Here is a 17,576-nt window from a genome sequence, read left to right as displayed (position 1 = left end):
CTCACACTCCTCCCACCGAAGCCAGTTCGTTCACGCGGACACTCGTCGCGTCCTGCGCCGCGGCAAACCCGACCCGTGCGGTCAGGGCGGCAACCAGCTGCGAGCGGTACCCCGCCGTGGCGTGGATGTCGGCCTCGGTCTCGATCTTCTCGCGCGCCTTCTCGGACAGCGCCTGCCACAGCGGATCCCGGGCGTCGCTCGCGGACGCGCCGCCGAGAACGTCGGTGTAGTCGACGACGTCGCCGAGTTCGCCCGCGGACACGTACGTCATGCGGGCCGACGTGACGACACCGCCCTCGACGCGGACCTGCGCGGCCACCCCGACGAGGGCGTAGTCACCGTGCCTGCGGGCGATCTCGTCGATCGCGGTACCGACGCCGGGGCGCACGGCCGGCACCGTCACACTCGTGGCGATCTCGTCCGGCTCGAGCGCCGATTCGAGCGGTCCGACGAACAGTTCCGCCGCGGGGATCTCGCGGGTGCCCCGGACGGACCGCGCCGTCACCGTCCCGCCGAGCAACGCCACCACCGCCGGCATCTCCGCCGACGGGTCGGCGTGCACGATGGAACCGACGGTCGTGCCGCGGTTGCGAATCGTCGGGTGCGCGACGAGCCGGAGTGCGCGGCCGAGCAACGGTTGCACGCGGGCCGCGGCCGGATCGGCCTCGAGGGCCGAGTGGCGGGTGAGCGCCCCGAATCTGACACCCGACTGCTCGGAGGCGGTGACGGCGTCCAGATCGGGGAGGGCACCGATGTCCACGAGGTGCGCAGGCGCCGCGAGCCGCATCGACAACAGCGGAATCAGCGACTGCCCGCCCGCGAGTACCTTGCCCTCGTGCGCTACCTGCGCCAATACCGTGCACGCCTCGTCGATCGACCCGGGCCGGTGGTAAGTCAGTGGCGACGGTTTCATCTCTCAAATCCTGCCTGCATCCAGAGCGCGACGTTTCGTGAAAATGTGACAAGCCTGACAGTTCGACGATGGCAGATGTATTCCAGGTCACACCGAGGGGGCCGGGACACGCGCGCCGTCGTCGGGTTCGGTATCCGGTTGGGGCGGCACGACCGCCGGCCGAGCCGGCTCGGTATCGGTGTCCTTGGGCGCGATCACGCGGCACAGGTGGTACATCACGATGACGACGATCGTGCCGAGGGCGATGCCGCTGAGCGAGAAGGTGTCGGTGAACCGCAGCGTGGTGTCCCCGATCGCGATGATGAGACCGGCGGCGACCGGCATCAGGTTGAGGGGGTTTCCGAAGTCGACACCGTTCTCCTTCCAGATCTTGGCGCCGAGCAGGCCGATGATGCCGTACAGGACGACGGTGATGCCGCCGAGGACACCTCCCGGGGTCGCGGAGATGACGGCTCCGAACTTCGGCGAGAACCCCAGCAGCATCGCGATCACCCCGGCCGCGGCGTACGCCGCGGTGGAGTACACCTTGGTGGCCGCCATGACGCCGATGTTCTCCGCGTACGTGGTGGTGGGCGAGCCGCCGACGCCGGTGGCGATGGCGGTCGCGAAACCGTCTGCGGCCAGCGCGCGTCCCATCATCGGATCGAGATTCGTCCCGGTGATCTCGGCGACGGCCTTCACGTGGCCGGCGTTCTCGGCGATCAGGGCGATGACTCCGGGCAGGACCAGGACGATGAACGTGAGGCTGAACGACGGGGCATGGATGCCCACGACGCCGTTGGCCTCGTCCGAGAAGGGCGGCAATCCGAACCAGGGTGCGGAGGCGACACCGTCCCAGTTGACGCGGAAGTGTTCGGTGACCTCGCCGGCCGTCGGATCGTAGGACGTGACCGGCCCGAATCGGTCCAGCACCCAGGACAGTCCGTACCCGAACAGCAGTGACAGGAAGATCGCGACCCGGCCCAGGAATCCTCGGAGCACCACGCTCGACACCACCAGCACGACCATCACGATCAGCGCCACCCACTGGTCCTGCGGCCAGTAGGTGCCGGCGACGACCGGCGCCAGGTTGAAGCCGATCAGCATGACCACCGCACCGGTCACGACGGGGGGAAGGATCTTGAACACGACACCGCCGCCGAGGAAGTGGACGATCACACCGATCGCGGCGAGCACCAGGCCGGACACCATGATCGCACCGGTCACCTGGGCCGAGGTACCGCCCTGCGCGCGGATGGCTGCGATACCGCCGACGAACGCAGCCGACGTGCCGAGGTAACTCGGGATCCGCCCCTTCACCACCAGCAGGAAGAACAGCGTGCAGAATCCCGACAACATCACTGCGAGTTGCGGATTGAGTCCCATGATGATCGGGAACACGAACGTGGCTCCGAACATGGAGACGACGTGCTGTCCGCCGAGCCCGATCGTGCGGCCCCAGGTCAATCGTTCGTCGGGCGCGACCACTTGTCCCGGTTCGATGGTCTTACCGTCTCCGTGCAACGTCCATATGGGCATACTCGGGCCTTTCGAACGAAGGGCGGTGCCTGCTGCGACCACGGGCCGGGGCCGACACACCCGTCCACGGTGTGCTGCAGCTCACAGTTGCACCTCGATAGGAGGGAAACGCTAGTACAGCGCTATCGCGGCGGCGTGAGAGCAATGTGCCAGTGCGGAACGGAAGATATTGGCAATGTTAGGAATTGATGCCACGCATGGCGATGATCTTCAGCGCGAGTGAGAGATCGAGGCGCAGGGCGGGGTGCGCGGTGAAGGGCCCGAGCATCTTCTCCAGCTTCACGACCCGATAGCGCAGGGTGTTGTAGTGAAAGTGCAACTGCCGCGCGGTTTCCGCGATGTTGATGTTCGTCGCCAGAAGGACCTCGAGGGTGCGGCGCATGTCCTGCGCCTCGGCGGTGTCCTCGGTGAGTTCCCGCAACGTCTCCCGCGCGAAGGACTCGAGCTCCTCGGGTTCGTCGACGAGGCTGAGCAATCGGTACACCCCCAGCTCGTCGAAGTGCGTCACGGCCCACTCCCCGGAGATGCGCCGACCCACTTCGAGCGCGGTCCGCGCCTGGCTGTAGAGCGCGGGAAGGTCGTCCACGGAGGCCGAGACACGCGACACGCCCACACCGAACGGCCGACGGCCCCCGCCGCCGGCGCCGCGCACGTGGGCGACGAGTTCGTGGACGAGGGTCATCGTGTCGGCGCCCTCCCCCATCAGGACCACGGTTTCCGTCGAGAGCGCGGTCACCACCGCCCCGGGATCACGCGCCGCGACGGCGCCGGAGAACGCTCGCGCCTGCCTCTCGACGACCGGCATCCGGTTCGGGGCCGCGGCGGCGTCCGTGTCGACGGGGTCCGGTTCGATCGCGAGGACGACGATCGGGCGCGACAGATCCCACCCGAACGTCCTGGCGTGCGCCACCACTCGGTCGGGGTCGCCGCCACGCCCACGCAGCAGGTCGCGGACGAAGTTCGCCCGATGCTTCTCCTCGACGGCCGCGACCGCGAGTTCGCGGGTGACCACCAGCGCGCACACCTCCGCGGCCCGCTCGACGAGGTACAACTCCTCGTCGGCCAGTGGGCGGGACGCCGTGAAGAACGCGAGCCGTCCGTGATCGATGCCGTTCGCGGAGACCGCGGAGACGGCGATGAACCCGTTGCCGAGCTCACGCCGCCCCAGCCCGCCCTCCACGGAGTCCGTTCGCAGCCGGCCCGTCGCGTCGAGCGCACTACTGGTCGCCAGCCGGCACAGATCGGCGTCCTCCCCGGCCCGGCTGATCTGCCGGCCGTCCGGGGTCGTGACGAGCACCGCGCCACCGAGCGCCCGCGCGAGCGCCGCGGCAAGCTCTCGGTGACCACCGCCCGCCATCACCACGGACAGCAGATCGTGCCGCACGTGGTCGGCGGCCAGTACCGCGTCGATCTGGCGGGCGGCCATGCGGTCGAGCGACCGGGAGATCTCGTGCCCGGAACAGCAGGCTGCCGTGAACGTCACGACGGGCATTCCGGCTTCGGTGGCGGCGTCCGTCAGCTCGCGCGGAAGCTCGGGGCCGGTGTCGAGCCGCACCGCGAGAGCGGCGACACCGCGTCGGTCGAGCCGGGCGACGAAGTCGGACGCCGACGCCAGCCGCGCCAGGACGCTGCCGGACGTGACGAGCAGCTGGTCGCGGCGAAGCCACGGCCCGACGTCCGGTACGGCCATCACGGCGACGTTCGTGATCGCCCCCGCGGGGGCAGGACCTTCGGTGACCAGCGCCGCTCCGGGTAGGAGTCCGGATGCCAGCAGGGTGTCGAGCGAAACCGGTGCGAACGTGTTCGACGCCGTCACCGCACCACCCTGCTCCTCTGATCTGCGCGCCCCCGAAACTCGGCAGCGCGCCAAACGGACTTCGAGATCATCTCTCCCGAGGGCGGTGAAGTCCAGCGCTCAAGCCGGGCAGTCCGCGGGGCGGACATCGCTCCGCCGGTCCCGGTGGATCGGGCCGTCGAGATCACGCAGTTCGAGTGCCGTTGCCGAGCGTGCCACCTTCATCATCTCCGCGAGGATCGACACCGCGGTCTCCTCGGGAGTTCGCGCGCCGAGGTCGAGGCCGATCGGCGAGTGCAGTCGGCCCAGTTCGTCGTCGGTCAGGCCCCTCTCCCGCAGCAGGGCGACGCGGCGCTCGTGGGTGGCCCGACTGCCCATTGCCCCCACGTACGAGGCGTCCGAGCGGAGCGCGCGTTCGAGCAGTGGAATGTCGAACTTCTCGTCGTGCGTGAGAACGGCCATCACCGTGTGTGCGTCGACGGGCGCGGTCTCGAGGAATCGGTGCGGCCACATCACGACCACCTCGTCCGCGCCGGGCAACCGGGCCCGGGTGGCGAACACCGGGCGGGCGTCCACGACGGTCACGTGGTAGCCCGCGAAGGAGCCGAGCGTGCACATCGCCGCCGCGAAGTCGACCGCGCCGAACACGTACATCCGCGGCCGCGGCGCGAACACCTCGACCATGGCCGACGCGCACGACCCTGTCGCCGGTTCGAACGCGTAGACCGTCGACGTGCCTGCCGCGGAGCGCGAGCGGATGTCGGCGACTTCCGACTCGGCCACCTCCACCGCCCCCCGCGAGGAGGCCGCGGTGACCACGGTGTGGCGAGCCGGCCGCCCCGAATCCGTGGCGGTCACCACCGCGACGGGCTCACCCTCGCGGACGAGGCGTGCCACCTCGGCGAACTGCGGGTACGCGGCACGGTCGACCCGTTGGACGAACACCTCGATCGTCCCGCCGCACGTCAGCCCCACCCCGATGGCATCGTCGTCGGCCACGCAGAACACCTCCGTCCGGCTGCATCCGTCGGCGAGGACCTCGAGTGCCGACTCGTACACGGCGCTCTCGACGCATCCCCCGGACACGCTGCCGAGGACCTCACCGGCCGCGGACACCGCCATCGCCGCGCCGGGCGTGCGTGGTGACGACTTCCACGTGCGCACGACCGTCGCGAGCGCGAACGCTTCGCCCCGGTCGAACCACGCCGTGAGTTCCGTCAGGATGTCGCGCATCGCGAAGCCTCCTCGTGTGGTGATCGGTAGGAACTGGTCCGGCGGACACGGTGCGCCACAGCGAGTGCGACGTGCTCCTGCCACGGCCGCGCGATCACCTGGACGCCGATCGGCAACCCGTCGGCCGCCGTCGCGACCGGGACGACGACGGACGGAAGTCCGGTGACGCTGATCGCCCGACAGCACGCGAGCGCATCCTGCCAGGTCAGCGAGTGGCCGTCGACCGTGAACGTGTCGAGCCCGAGCGGTGGCGCGGTGATCGAGGCGACCGGGAGCACGAGGACGTCTCCCATCTCGTCGAGCAGCCCGGCGGTGAGGCGCGCTCGCTGCGCCCACAACTCCTCGACGTCGCGGTGGCTTCGTCGTTCCGAGGCCGCCGCCAGCACAGCCCGGATGTTCGCCCCGAAGTCGGACGGTGCGCCGTACGCCTCGATGTCCGCCGCGGTCTCGGTGGCGCGCAGTCGTCCGAACAGGTCGTTCGCCCGTTCGAGGGCCGAACCGGCGTACCGTCGGGCCCCGAGTCCGCCGGCCGTCTCCGCAACCGCGGCAACGATTCCCGCTTCGACGGGAACGGTGCCCTCCCCACCCGCCCAGGTGATGTCGAGCCCGTCCACCTCCACGTCCGCCGGATCGGCCCACCGGAACCGGCGAGACGACACGACCCGCAGGACCAGCGCGGCGTCGTCGAGGGTCCGTGCCAGCGGGCCGATCGTCTGCACGACGCCGTGCACGGTCGCGGGGTTGGCCAGCACCCGGTCGCCGGCGGCCACTCCCGGGTACTGGCCGTCCGCGCTCACCCGGCCCGACGTCGGGCGAATGGAACTGAGGCCGGTGCAGTGTGCGGGCCAGCGGACGGAGCCGCCGAAGTCGGTCCCGAGGCCCACCGCGCTCATCCCCGCCGCGAGAGCCGCCGCCTCCCCGCCGCTCGACCCGCCCGGAGAGCGCGGGTCCGCTTCGGTGCCCAGCGGGTTGCGGGTGTAGCCGAACAGGTCGTTGTGCGTCAGACCGCTCGCCCCGAACTCCGGGGTGTTGGTCTTGCCCACCAGGATTGCGCCGGCGCGCTTCATCGCCGCCACCGCCGGGGCATCGACCGCGGGCACGTTCCCCGCGAGCGCCCGCGACCCCGCCGTCGTGCGGACGCCGGCGGTGGCGATCAGATCCTTGACGGTGAACGGCACCCCGGCGAGCGGGCCGACCGGGTCACCGTGGGCCAGCCGGCGATCGAGGCGGTCCGCCGCCGCCAACGCCTGCTCCGCCGGCACCGTGACCACCGCGTTCCACCGGGCGTTGCAGTTCCCGATGTGGTCCAGATGCTCCTCGATCACGGCCCGCGCCGATACCTCGCGTCCGGTTACTGCGCGAGCGATGTCACGCGCGGTCGATCCGATCCGACCGCCTCCGAATCCTGCCACGGCGCCTCCTCCGGCATCGTCGTGCAGCACACGGTAGGGCTGCCGAAAACCGGTGCGAAACGGCCAGGATCCACAGCAAGTCGACACCCGAGCTGTGAACAGTTGATACTCCACCCCCTCCCCGCCTCTGCGAGGATCGGACCATGCCTGCCCCGTGGTTGCGTCTCGCCGTCGCCCTGTTCGCGGTGAGCTGGGGAGCCAACCAGTTCGCACCGATGCAGCTCGTCTACAGCCGGCACCTGGGGCTCACGAGCGGATCGTTCACCGCGATGCTCGGCGCCTACGTGCTCGGCCTCGTTCCCGCGCTGCTGTACTTCGGTCGCGTCGCCGATCGTGCGGGACGCCGGGTGGTCATCCGCTCGATGATCCCCGTCTCGGTGGTCTCCTCCCTCGTCCTTCTGCTCGGTCCACTCAGTCCCGAACTGCTCTACGTCGGGCGGGTGCTCGCCGGAGTCGCGTCCGGCATGGCGTTCGGTGCGGGCACCGCATGGATGAAGGAACTCAGTGCCCGGGCGCCCGTCGGCGCCGGCGCGCGCCGGGCCGCGGTGTCCCTGTCGGCGGGCTTCGGATGCGGCGCGTTGTTCGCCGGCGTGGTGGCGCAGTGGCTGCCCGCACCTCAGGTGTCGCCGTACGTTGTCCACATCGCGCTGATGATCGCTGCCCTGGCGCTGGTGTGGCCGGTGCCCGAGACACGTACCGTCCGAACGGCTCCGGCGGCCACCCGGGTGACGGCGCTGTCGAAGGCGCCCTTCCTACGGGGCGTGGTTCCCTGGACACCGTGGGTGTTCGGCACCGCGACCATCGCCTTCGCGACGCTCCCGCCACGCGTCGAGCAGTCACTGGGTGCGGTATCGATCGCGTTCACCGGAACGATCGCGGCGCTCACCATGATCACCGGAGCGGTGATCCAGCCGTGGGCCCGGCGGTTTCTGGAGCACCGTGAGGAGTGGGGGGCACCGGCGGGAGCGGTACTCGGTGTGCTGGGACTCGGTGCAGCCGGCGTCGTCGTCCACACCGACGGCGCCGTCGCGGTCGTCGCGGTCTTCGGGGCGGCGCTTCTGCTCGGTTCGTGCTACGGAGTGCTCCTGATCTCCGGCCTGGTCGCGGTCGAACGACTCGCGCCGGAAGACGAACTCGCACAGTCGGTCGCGGTCTACTACTGCCTGATCTACCTGGGATTCGCGCTGCCGTTCCTCGTCTCCGTCCTGGCGCCGCGGATCGGGTACGGGACGTGCTTCGCTGCGATCGCCGTCCTGATGATCGCGTCGGTCCTGGTCGCGAGGACCGCACCCGCTCCCCGCGCCCGTCCCGCACGCCGCGACGACGTCTCGCCGGTCGGCCGATGAGCGACGGCGGTGGCACCGCGGTGCCGGGGACCGGCGAGGGCGCCCTCCCCGGAGCCCGGACGGACCACGTCGTCGGACTGCTGCTGGCCGCGGGAGCCGGGCGTCGCTACGGGTACCCGAAAGTGCTTGCCCACGAGGGCCAATGGCTCCGCGCGGCGGTCCACGCCCTGCGGTCCGGCGGGTGCGGGCGCGTTCTCGTCGTGCTGGGGGCCGCACGCGCCGCGCTTCCGTCCGGGGCCGAGGCGGTGTACGCACCGCGCTGGGCCGAGGGCATGGGAGAGTCGCTGCGCGCCGGACTCGATGCGGTCGCCGAGGACTCGGACGCGGACTACGTCGCCGTCCATCTCGTCGACCTGCCGGACGTCGGGCCCGACGTCGTCGCCCGCACCATCGACGCCGCCACGAGCACACCGAGCGGGATGGCCCGCGCGTACTTCGGTGTCACGCCCGGGCACCCCGTCGTCCTCGGGCGGCGACACTGGGGGCCGATCGCGGCCCGCGCCGCCGGCGACGCGGGCGCGCGGGAGTATCTGCGGACGCACCGCGCCGCGGTGGCCGCCGTCCCGTGCGGCGACCTGTCCACCGGCCGGGACCGGGACCGTCCCGACGAGCCCGGTTAGCGCGGTCCGAACGTCCGGGTCAGCCAGTCCGCGAGCACGCGTGCGCTGGCGTCCACCTGCGCGGGCCAGTCCATCGCGGAGTCGTCCGCGTGATCGCTCACGTGCTTGACCAGCCGGCAGCGGGCGCCCAGCCGATCGCACGCGAACGCGACCGCGAACCCCTCCATGTCGACCAGGTCGGCGCGCGCGGCGAGAGCGTCGCGGACCGCGGCGTCGGAGACGAAGGTGTCGCCCGTCGCGAGGACCGTCCCATCTCCGTCGGCGAGGTCGATCGCGTCGCGCACCGGGTGGCCCAACGAGCGCAGTACCTCGGCGCTGATGTCGTGGTTCAGCACCGCCGACGGCACGTACAGCCCCGCGTGATGGCCGTGCAGCGCACCGGCAGTACCGATGTTGACCACCAGGGGCAGGCGGTCCGGGGCATAGCCGGCGAGAGCCTGCGTCACGGCGACGGCGGCCGCGACCTTGCCGATCCCCGTGACGACGACGTCGATGCCGTCGGGCACGTGGGCCGCTTCCTCCCGCGTGGCGCTCACCACGAGGATGCCGGTGCTACTCATCAGGCTCTCCCGAGTTCCGTGACGCCGCCGGTGACGTCGGGCCACATCCTGCCGTGCCGGTTCGCAGGGCTGCACACCCGACCCGTGCTCGCTACAGTTCTGCCATGGCTATCTCGCGTGCACGGATCATCGCGGAACTCGGTGTGGAGCCGACGATCGATCCGGAGGCCCAGATCCGCAGTCGGGTGCAGTTCATGAAGGAGTACCTGCTCTCCACTCCGGCGAAGGGTTTCGTACTCGGTATCAGCGGCGGGCAGGACAGCACCCTCGCCGGCCGGCTGGCACAACTGGCGGCGGAGGAACTGCGTGCGGAGGGGCACACCGCCGAATTCGTCGCCGTCCGGTTGCCGTACGGCGCGCAGGTCGACGAGGAGGACGCCCAGGTCGCGTTGAAGTTCATCGCGCCGGACCGGTCCCTCGCGGTGAACGTCAAGCCCGGTACCGACGCGACAGCGGGCGAGGCGTCGGGCGCGCTGCGCGAGATCCTCGGCGACGGTGGGCAGCTGCGGGACTTCGTGCGCGGCAACATCAAAGCCCGTGAGCGGATGATGATCCAGTACGCGATCGCGGGTGAGCTCGGCTACCTCGTGGTGGGCACCGACCATGCCGCGGAGGCGCTGACCGGATTCTTCACCAAGTTCGGCGACGGAGGCGCGGACCTCACCCCGCTCACCGGACTCACCAAGCGTCAAGGCGCCGCGCTCCTGCAGGAGATGGGCGCGCCGGACTCGACGTGGCGGAAGGTGCCCACCGCCGACCTGGAGGACGACCGGCCGTCGCTGCCGGACGAGGTGGCGCTCGGCGTCACCTACCAGCAGATCGACGACTTCCTCGAGGGCCGGGACGTCGCCGACGACGTGGCCCTCGAGCTCGAACGCATGTATCTGAACACCCGCCACAAGCGAACGGTGCCGGTGACGCCTCTCGACACGTGGTGGCGCGAGGACTGACGGAGGGCCGAGCCCGAGAGCGGACGACAGGGGGCGGTGGTGACGACGTATCTGGTGGCGGGCGGCACCGGGGTGGCGGGCCGGTCGGTGGTGGCCGAACTGGTGCGGCGCGGGGAGACGGTTCGGGTGCTGAGCCGCCGCGGCGGGGCACTGGGAGCCGGCGTCGAACAGGCCGCGGGCGATCTGCTCACGGGCGCCGGACTCGCGCAGGCTCTCGACGGTGTCGACATCGTCATCGACACGACCGACGGCAAGACCCGCCGCACTCGACCGGTCCTGACGACCGGGGCGGGGAATCTGCTGTCGGCGGCACGCGAGGCGGGGGTCTCGCGCGCCGTGCTGCTGTCGATCGTGAACGTCGACCGCAGCACGTTCGGGTACTACCGCGCCAAGACCGAGCAGGAACAGCGGTACGCGGCGTCGCCGCTGCCGACGCAGGTGGTGCGGGCGACACAGTTCCACGAGTTCGTGCCGATGCTGTGCGCCCCCACATCGAAGCTGGGCCTGATCCCGGCGTTCACCGGTGCCCGCTTCCAGTCGATCGACACCGCGGACGTCGCACGCGCCCTCGTCGACGCCGCGCAGACGCCGTCGGTGACGGCCGATCCGGTGGTCGTCGCGGGACCGCAGATCCTCACGATGCGCGAGATGGCGCAGGCGTGGAAGGCGGCCACGGGTGCCCGCGGACGGGTGACGGACCTGCCGATGCCGGGCGCGATGGGCTCGTTCTGGCGAAACGGCTCGAACCTGGTGCCCGACAACCACTTCGGGACGGTGACCTTCGATCAGTGGTTGGCGGCGCAGTAGCGGGTGGTCAGCCGCCCGCGAACGGCGGGAGCACGTCCACCTGCGCGCCCACCCCGCTGCTCGGGTCGCGCGTGAGCTCGGAGTCGACGAGATACGCGGCGACCCCGAGGACCTTCGCCATCTGTTCGCCGTAGCGTTCGGCGAGTACCACCCGCAGGTGCGCCAGATCCGCGCCGACGGGCACCGTCAGCGTCTCCTCGGTTCGGCCCGCGGCCTCCGCCGCCGCCGCGAAGTACCGCACCTGCACCGTGCGCACCGTCTCGAGGGTCCCGAAGTCCGTCTCAGCCACCGATCGCTCCCATGCTCCGCCTCGGCGGGACGAAACCCGCCGCGTTGATGCCGTGTCCGGCCCACTTGTCCCACATCGCGGCCCGCCACATCTCGGCCAGGGTCTCGTCGTCGGCGCCGGAGCGCAGGGCGTCCCGCAGGTCCACCTCGCGGTCGCTGAACAAGCACGAACGCACGGTCCCCTCCGCGGTGAGCCTGGTGCGGTCGCACTCCTCGCAGAACGATCGGGTGACCGACGCGATGATTCCGACCGTCGCCGGGCCCCCGTTCACGAGCCATTCCTCGGCGGGCGCGGACGGATCCTCGCGCCCCACCTCCTGTAGGTCGAAGCGCTCGCCGAGAACCCCGAGCAGGGTCTGCGCGTCCACCATGTTCCCCCGTGCCCACTCGTGGTCCGCGTCGAGCGGCATCTCCTCGATGAAACGTAGCGCACACCCCGCGTCGAGGCACCACTGCAGTAGATCGGCTGCACCGTCCAGCGTTTCGGCCATCAGCACCGCATTGATCTTGAGCGGTGCGAGTCCGGCATCCTGTGCTGCGCGGATTCCCGTCAGCACCGACTCGAGGCGGTCGCGTCGGGTCAGTTCAGCGAAGTGCCGGCGGTCGATCGTGTCCAGCGAGACGTTGACGCGCGAGAGTCCGGCGCGGGCGAGGCCGACAGCGCGGTGCTCGAGACCGACCGCATTGGTCGTCATCGACAGCGGAATCCCGGGTACCAGCTCGCTGCACCCGGCGACGATCACCTCGAGGTCACGGCGCATCAGCGGTTCGCCACCGGTGAACCGCACCTCGCGGATCCCGAGGCGGTGCACCGCCACTCCGACAAGCCGGATGATCTCGTCGGCGGTGAGCAGGTCTCGGGCCGGGATCGCGGGCAGCCCCTCTGCGGGCATGCAGTACGTACACCGCAGCGAGCACTTCTCGGTGATCGACACCCGCAGGTCCCGCGCGACCCGCCCGAAACCGTCCAGCAGCTCGGGCACGTCAGGTCGCCCGTCCGTCGACGGCGCCGCCGACCGCACGGTGGGGATTCCCACGTTCACCGCTGTCGCCGTCCGCGCCGCTGTCACCATGTCCCCCAGTATGCCGCCGTCACCGCCCGCGGGCGCGACGACGGATGCCTAGGATTGGCTCTCATGGCACAACGTCCGGGTGCGCGATCCGTCGAAGACCATGCCGCCGACGTGGCCGAACTCCTCGCGCCGATGCTCACGCGGCCCACCGAGACCGTCCGGCTGGCGGACGCCCTCGGTCGGGTGCTGTCCCACGACGTCTGCTCCCCTGTCGATCTGCCGCTGTTCCGCAATTCCCAGATGGACGGCTTCGCGGTGGACGCCGCGTCGATCGCCACCGTCCCGGCGACGCTGCCGATCGTGGCGACGGTGCCGGCCGGCCCGGCCGAGCCGGCCCGGCACGTGCCGGGCACCGCGGTGCGGATCATGACGGGGGCGGTACTCCCGGAGGGCACGGAAGCCGTTGTCCCCGTGGAGGACACCGAGGTGTCCGACGGCAAGGTCACGGTTCACCGTTCGCGCGCCGTCGGCGATTTCGTGCGCGAACGCGGAAGCGACGTCCGCACCGGCATGCTGCTGCTCTCCGCCGGAACCCTGCTCGAACCCCGTCATCTCGGCGTGCTGGCCGCGGTGGGCCTGGCGGCGGTGGCCGTGCGCACCCGGCCGCGCGTCGCGGTGATCACGACGGGGGCGGAATTGGTGGACGCGGGTGCCGCCCCGGAGCCGGGGCAGATCTTCGACTCCAACGGCGCGGCACTGTCGGCGAGCCTGCGCGCGAACGGCGCCGAGGTGTCGGTGACGGACCGCAGCAGCGACGACCCGGACGTCTTCCGGACCTGCCTGCGCCGCGCGATCGCCCGCGCCGAACTCGTGATCACGTCGGGCGGCGTCTCGATGGGCGACTACGAGGTCGTCAAGGACGTACTTGCCGAACTGGGCGCCCGCTTCGGGCCGGTGGCGATGCAACCCGGCGGGCCGCAGGGTCTGGCCCTGGTCGACGAGGTTCCGGTGCTGACGTTCCCGGGTAACCCGGTGAGCACGATGGTTTCTTTCGAGGTGTTCGTGCGCCCGCTGCTGCGCCGGGCCGCCGGGCTGCCCGAGGTGCCGCGGGAGGACGCGCCCCTCGCGCACGCCGTGACCTCGGTCGCCGGGAAACGCCAGTTCCTGCGCGGCCGTCGCACCGGCTCGGGTGTGGAGGTGGTGTCCGGTCCCGGGTCCCATCTCGTGGCGGCACTCGCGTGGGCCGACGTGTTGATCGATGTTCCAGCCGACGCGGTGTCCCTCGCCGCGGGCGACCGAGTGAAGGTGTGGCCCCTGTAGTGAGCGAGCAGAACATGACCGAGCTGAGCCATCTCGACGGCGAGGGCCGTGCCCGGATGGTGGATGTGAGCGCGAAGGCGGACACGACCCGGATCGCGGTCGCCGCCGGCGAACTCGTGACGACACCCGAGGTGGTCGCGTTGGTGCGCGCCGACGACATGCCGAAGGCCGACGTCCTGTCGACGGCACGCATCGCCGGCATCTCGGGCGCGAAGAAGACGTCGGAGCTGATCCCGCTGTGCCACCAGCTGGCGCTGTCGTCGGTGAAGGTCGAGTTCGGGTTCACCGACTCGTCCATCACCATCGAGGCGACCGCGAAGACCAAGGGCCCCACCGGGGTCGAGATGGAAGCGTTGACCGCGGTCGCGGTTGCCGGTCTCACCCTGCACGACATGGTCAAGGCAGTGGACCCGGCCGCGAGACTCGACGGTGTCCGGCTCCTGACGAAGGAGGGCGGCAAGCGCGGGAGCTGGCGACGCGACGAGCGCGGCGGCGACACCGCCGCACCGGCGCCGGGACGGCCCGAGGTGCGCCCCGATTCGGCGACGGTGCTGGTGGCCTCCACCGGCGGTGCGCGCGGCACCCGGCCCGATACGACGGGCCCGGCGATCGCCGAATGGCTCACCGACCGCGGGTACACGGTGCGCGGTCCCCTCGTGTACGCCGACGCCGACATCGCGGCCGGCCTCGCGGACGCCCTCGCCGACGCCCCGGCCCTCGTCCTCACCACCGGCGGGACCGGCGCCTCCCCCACCGACGCGACCCCCGAAGCCACCCGTGCGGTGCTCGACCGGGAGTTGCCGGGCGTCGCCGAGGAGATGCGCCGGGTCGGCACGCAGGTGACACCGCACGCGTCGCTCAGCCGCGGCCTCGTCGGACTCGCGGGCCGGACCTTGATCGTGAACCTGCCGGGCTCGCCCGGCGGCGTGAAGGACGGCCTCGAGGTGCTGGATCCGATCCTCGAACACCTGCTGGCCCAGATCGCGGGCGGAGGTGCACACGATGAGTGACGTGTTCGCCCGCATCTCCGAGCAGCCCCTCGACCCTGCCGTCGTGGACGCGGCCGTCGCCGGACCGGAGCACGGCGCGGTCGTGGTATTCACCGGCGTCGTCCGGGACCACGACGGCGGGCGCTCGGTGTCCGCCCTCGAGTACCAGGCGCACCCCGACGCCGAACGCTTCCTGCGCCGATGCTGCGAGGAGGTCGCCGAACGCACAGGTCTGCCGGTCGCGGCCGCGCACCGCGTGGGATCGCTGGTGATCGGTGATCTGGCGCTGGTCGCCGCGGTGGCCGCGCCCCACCGCGCCGAGGCATTCGCGGCTTGCGCCGAACTGGTGGAGCGGATCAAGGCGGAGGTGCCGATCTGGAAGCGTCAGACGTTCGCGACCGGAACGTCCGAGTGGGTGGGCCTGTAGCCCGCCGGGTGATCGCCCCGACACCCCCTCGATCGCCGCAACCCGGTATGGTTGCGGGTACTGGACGTCCGCTTGCCGGGCGTCCAGCGTCGTAGAACGCTTCCTTCGCGCCGGATCCGCGCATTTGCTCGCGTGCACCAGCACAAGCATTTCTTGCGGCGATCGATCTTGCCTCCCGGCAATGTCGCCACCTTGTGCAGGCCGTGCACCGGGATCCCCCGGCCGTAGGCGTGCATGACGAATGCCCGAAAGGCACCGACGAACTTGTCCACCAGCGTCACCACCCCGTCCGACGAATCCGCCACGGCCTCCTTCGAATCGCTCGGCGTCCCCGCTCCGATCGTCTCGGCCCTCGCGGACGGCGGCATCACCGCGCCGTTCCCCATCCAGGTCGACACTCTCCCCGACACGCTCGCCGGGCGTGACGTTCTCGGCCGCGGCAAGACGGGCAGCGGCAAGACCCTCGCGTTCTCGATCCCGCTCGCGGCACGCCTCGCAGGCGGCAAGCGCCGTCCCGGCAAGCCGCGCGGTCTCGTCCTGGCCCCCACCCGCGAACTCGCGACGCAGATCACCGCGACGCTCGAGCCGCTCGCCGGCGCGCTGGGATTGCGCGTCACCACGATCTTCGGCGGCGTCTCGCAGCACCGTCAGGTCAAGGCTCTCGAGTCGGGCGTCGACATCGTCGTCGCCTGCCCGGGCCGCCTCGAAGACCTGATGAAGCAGCGGTTCGTCACACTCGACGCCGTCGAGATGACGATCCTCGACGAGGCCGATCACATGGCCGACCTCGGCTTCCTGCCCGGCGTCACGCGCATCCTCACCGCGACGCCCTCCGGCGGGCAGCGCCTGCTGTTCTCGGCGACGCTCGACAACGGTGTCGACAAGCTGGTCAAGCGCTTCCTGCAGAACGAGGTGCTGCACTCGGTCGACGAGGCGAACTCGCCCGTTGCCGCCATGACCCACCACGTGTACGACGTTGCCGGCGTGGAGGCGAAGAAGGCGCTCGTGCACAAGCTGGCGTCGGGGCAGGGCCGACGCATCCTGTTCATGCGCACCAAGCACCAGGCGCGCAAGCTCGCCCGCCAGCTGACCGAGTCGGGCATCCCGTCGGTGGACCTGCACGGCAACCTGTCGCAGAACGCTCGCGACCGGAATCTGGCCGCATTCTCGGAAGGCACCGCCCGCGTGCTGGTCGCCACGGACGTCGCAGCCCGCGGTGTGCACGTCGACGAGGTGGAGCTCGTTGTGCACGTCGATCCGCCGGCCGAACACAAGGCGTACCTGCACCGTTCGGGCCGCACCGCGCGTGCCGGAAGTGCCGGTGACGTCGTGACCATCGTTCTGCCGGAACAGCGCAAAGACCTCTCGGCCCTGATGCGCAAGGCATCGATCAAGGTGACGCCGGTGCAGGTCACGGCCGACTCCGAGCACGTGGTCACGCTGGTCGGCGAACCGGCACCGCACGTGGCGCCCGCGCCCAAGACGGACAAGCCCGCGGGCGACGGTCGTCGTCAGGGACAGGGTCAGCGTTCCGGCCGACGGGGCGGCGGTGCCCAGAACGGCCAGGGTGGGCGCAGCCGCGGTCCCCGCACCGAGGGTGCCGGTGGCGCCGGCGGCCAGGGCGGCGGCGGACGCCGACGCTCTGGTGGACGCTCGGGCGCTACCGGCGGTTCCGCCTCGGGTTCGGGCGGGGGCGGACAGGCGGCGGGCGGCGGCTCGCGCCGCCGGCGCGGCTGAAACCGCGGCTACCCGCTCAGAAACGTTCCCAGTGGATCGCGTCGGACAGGTCCCGACGCGTCCGCCAGCCGAAGCGTTCCAGATCCGGAACCTCCTGGAACTGGTCCACCTTGCCGACGCACAGCCACGCGATGGGGCGGACCGGTGCGGGAATGCCCAGCAGGTCCGTGAGGTACTCCTCGTCGTAGAACGACACCCAGCCGACACCGATGTTCTCGGCGGCCGCCGCCAACCACAGGTTCTGGATGGCGAGCACCGCCGAGAACAGGCCGGTGTCGTCGATCGTGTGTCGGCCCAGAATGTTCTGTCCGCCACGGGACGGGTCGTACGTGACCACGATGCCGGTTCCGCTCTCCCGGATCCCCTCGATCTTGATGGGGTCGAACGTCTTTCGCCGGTCCTCCGGTAGCGAGTCGGCGAACGCCCGGCGACGTCCGGCAACGTGCTCGGCGAAGGTGTCGAGCGTGTCCTGGTTGCGGACCACGATGAAGTCCCACGGCTGGGTGTTGCCGACGCTCGGGGCCGCGTGCGCCGCACCGAGCACCCGCTGCAACGTCTCGTCGGGGATCAGCTCGCCACTGAACTCGGCGCGGACGTCACGGCGTCGGCGGATGGCTTCGTACACGGAAACGAGAGATTCGGTCACGC

General features: G+C 70.9%; 17 protein-coding genes. 8 read left to right on the top strand and 9 right to left on the bottom strand.

Annotated elements, in window-relative coordinates; genetic code table 11:
• Position 1: 1 nt before the first annotated feature.
• The 5 genes from PSS76_RS08515 to PSS76_RS08495 form a co-directional block, all read right to left on the bottom strand.
• On the bottom strand, positions 2 to 913 hold the full coding sequence (locus tag PSS76_RS08515; protein WP_022596989.1) for an FAD binding domain-containing protein: 912 nt from the start codon (positions 911 to 913) through the stop codon (positions 2 to 4).
• Positions 914 to 1,000: 87 nt separating this feature from the next.
• Positions 1,001 to 2,431, bottom strand: a complete 1,431-nt coding sequence (locus tag PSS76_RS08510; RefSeq protein WP_064078947.1) for a uracil-xanthine permease family protein — start codon at positions 2,429 to 2,431, stop codon at positions 1,001 to 1,003.
• 178 nt (positions 2,432 to 2,609) lie between these two features.
• The gene (locus tag PSS76_RS08505) at positions 2,610 to 4,247 is read right to left on the bottom strand and encodes a helix-turn-helix domain-containing protein (protein WP_064078948.1); all 1,638 of its coding nucleotides are present in this window, start codon (positions 4,245 to 4,247) and stop codon (positions 2,610 to 2,612) included.
• A 99-nt stretch (positions 4,248 to 4,346) separates the two neighbouring features.
• A complete protein-coding gene (locus PSS76_RS08500; RefSeq protein WP_337456107.1) occupies positions 4,347 to 5,459 on the bottom strand; it encodes an XdhC family protein in 1,113 nt (370 codons plus the stop codon).
• Complete coding sequence (locus tag PSS76_RS08495) at positions 5,444 to 6,871, bottom strand: amidase (protein WP_084865388.1); 1,428 nt, start codon at positions 6,869 to 6,871, stop codon at positions 5,444 to 5,446. The genes PSS76_RS08500 and PSS76_RS08495 overlap by 16 nt, the downstream gene beginning before the upstream one ends.
• Before the next feature lie 143 nt (positions 6,872 to 7,014).
• Here PSS76_RS08495 and PSS76_RS08490 point away from each other — a divergent pair, with 143 nt between their 5' ends.
• Together PSS76_RS08490 and PSS76_RS08485 are read left to right on the top strand one after the other, a co-directional pair.
• Positions 7,015 to 8,217 carry an MFS transporter gene (locus tag PSS76_RS08490; RefSeq protein WP_013416658.1) on the top strand — a complete coding sequence of 401 codons (1,203 nt, stop codon included), beginning with the start codon at positions 7,015 to 7,017 and terminating at the stop codon, positions 8,215 to 8,217.
• Positions 8,214 to 8,837: a nucleotidyltransferase family protein gene (locus PSS76_RS08485; RefSeq protein ID WP_337456106.1), complete on the top strand. Its 624-nt coding sequence runs from the start codon at positions 8,214 to 8,216 to the stop codon at positions 8,835 to 8,837. Before PSS76_RS08490 ends, PSS76_RS08485 begins: the two co-directional genes overlap by 4 nt.
• Here PSS76_RS08485 and PSS76_RS08480 read toward each other — a convergent pair.
• A complete protein-coding gene (locus tag PSS76_RS08480) occupies positions 8,834 to 9,397 on the bottom strand; it encodes a nucleosidase (RefSeq protein ID WP_022597003.1) in 564 nt (187 codons plus the stop codon). The genes PSS76_RS08485 and PSS76_RS08480 overlap by 4 nt on opposite strands.
• A 104-nt stretch (positions 9,398 to 9,501) precedes the next feature.
• Between PSS76_RS08480 and nadE the strand changes: the two genes are divergently transcribed.
• Positions 9,502 to 10,347 (top strand): NAD(+) synthase, encoded by an 846-nt coding sequence (gene nadE / locus PSS76_RS08475; protein ID WP_005518910.1) that lies wholly within the window; start codon positions 9,502 to 9,504, stop codon positions 10,345 to 10,347.
• Between the two features lie 39 nt (positions 10,348 to 10,386).
• A complete protein-coding gene (locus PSS76_RS08470; protein ID WP_037086167.1) occupies positions 10,387 to 11,154 on the top strand; it encodes an SDR family oxidoreductase in 768 nt (255 codons plus the stop codon).
• 7 nt (positions 11,155 to 11,161) lie between these two features.
• Here PSS76_RS08470 and PSS76_RS08465 read toward each other — a convergent pair whose 3' ends face one another.
• A complete protein-coding gene (locus PSS76_RS08465) occupies positions 11,162 to 11,443 on the bottom strand; it encodes a MoaD/ThiS family protein (protein ID WP_022597005.1) in 282 nt (93 codons plus the stop codon).
• Positions 11,436 to 12,515, bottom strand: coding sequence for a GTP 3',8-cyclase MoaA (gene moaA, locus PSS76_RS08460; protein ID WP_013416663.1), 1,080 nt, complete (start codon positions 12,513 to 12,515; stop codon positions 11,436 to 11,438). The genes PSS76_RS08465 and moaA overlap by 8 nt, the downstream gene beginning before the upstream one ends.
• Before the next feature lie 63 nt (positions 12,516 to 12,578).
• Between moaA and PSS76_RS08455 the strand changes: the two genes are divergently transcribed.
• The 4 genes from PSS76_RS08455 (at position 12,579) to PSS76_RS08440 (ending at position 16,928) form a co-directional block, all read left to right on the top strand.
• Positions 12,579 to 13,775 carry a molybdopterin molybdotransferase MoeA gene (locus PSS76_RS08455; RefSeq protein ID WP_205316297.1) on the top strand — a complete coding sequence of 399 codons (1,197 nt, stop codon included), beginning with the start codon at positions 12,579 to 12,581 and terminating at the stop codon, positions 13,773 to 13,775.
• Positions 13,776 to 13,789: 14 nt separating this feature from the next.
• Positions 13,790 to 14,785, top strand: coding sequence for a bifunctional molybdenum cofactor biosynthesis protein MoaC/MoaB (gene moaCB, locus PSS76_RS08450; RefSeq protein ID WP_205316324.1), 996 nt, complete (start codon positions 13,790 to 13,792; stop codon positions 14,783 to 14,785).
• A complete protein-coding gene (locus tag PSS76_RS08445; protein ID WP_084968577.1) occupies positions 14,778 to 15,191 on the top strand; it encodes a molybdenum cofactor biosynthesis protein MoaE in 414 nt (137 codons plus the stop codon). The genes moaCB and PSS76_RS08445 overlap by 8 nt, the downstream gene beginning before the upstream one ends.
• A gap of 234 nt (positions 15,192 to 15,425) precedes the next feature.
• Positions 15,426 to 16,928: a DEAD/DEAH box helicase gene (locus tag PSS76_RS08440; RefSeq protein WP_005518900.1), complete on the top strand. Its 1,503-nt coding sequence runs from the start codon at positions 15,426 to 15,428 to the stop codon at positions 16,926 to 16,928.
• A 16-nt stretch (positions 16,929 to 16,944) separates the two neighbouring features.
• Here PSS76_RS08440 and bluB read toward each other — a convergent pair whose 3' ends face one another.
• Positions 16,945 to 17,574 (bottom strand): 5,6-dimethylbenzimidazole synthase, encoded by a 630-nt coding sequence (bluB, locus tag PSS76_RS08435; protein WP_005518899.1) that lies wholly within the window; start codon positions 17,572 to 17,574, stop codon positions 16,945 to 16,947.
• Between the last annotated feature and the right edge of the window lie 2 nt (positions 17,575 to 17,576).

This window comes from Prescottella sp. D32, assembly GCF_037287305.1.
Classification (GTDB): Bacteria; Actinomycetota; Actinomycetes; order Mycobacteriales; family Mycobacteriaceae; genus Prescottella; species Prescottella equi.
The sequence above is the reverse complement of the archived record's forward strand: the minus strand, read 5'-3'. Positions and strand labels throughout refer to the sequence as shown.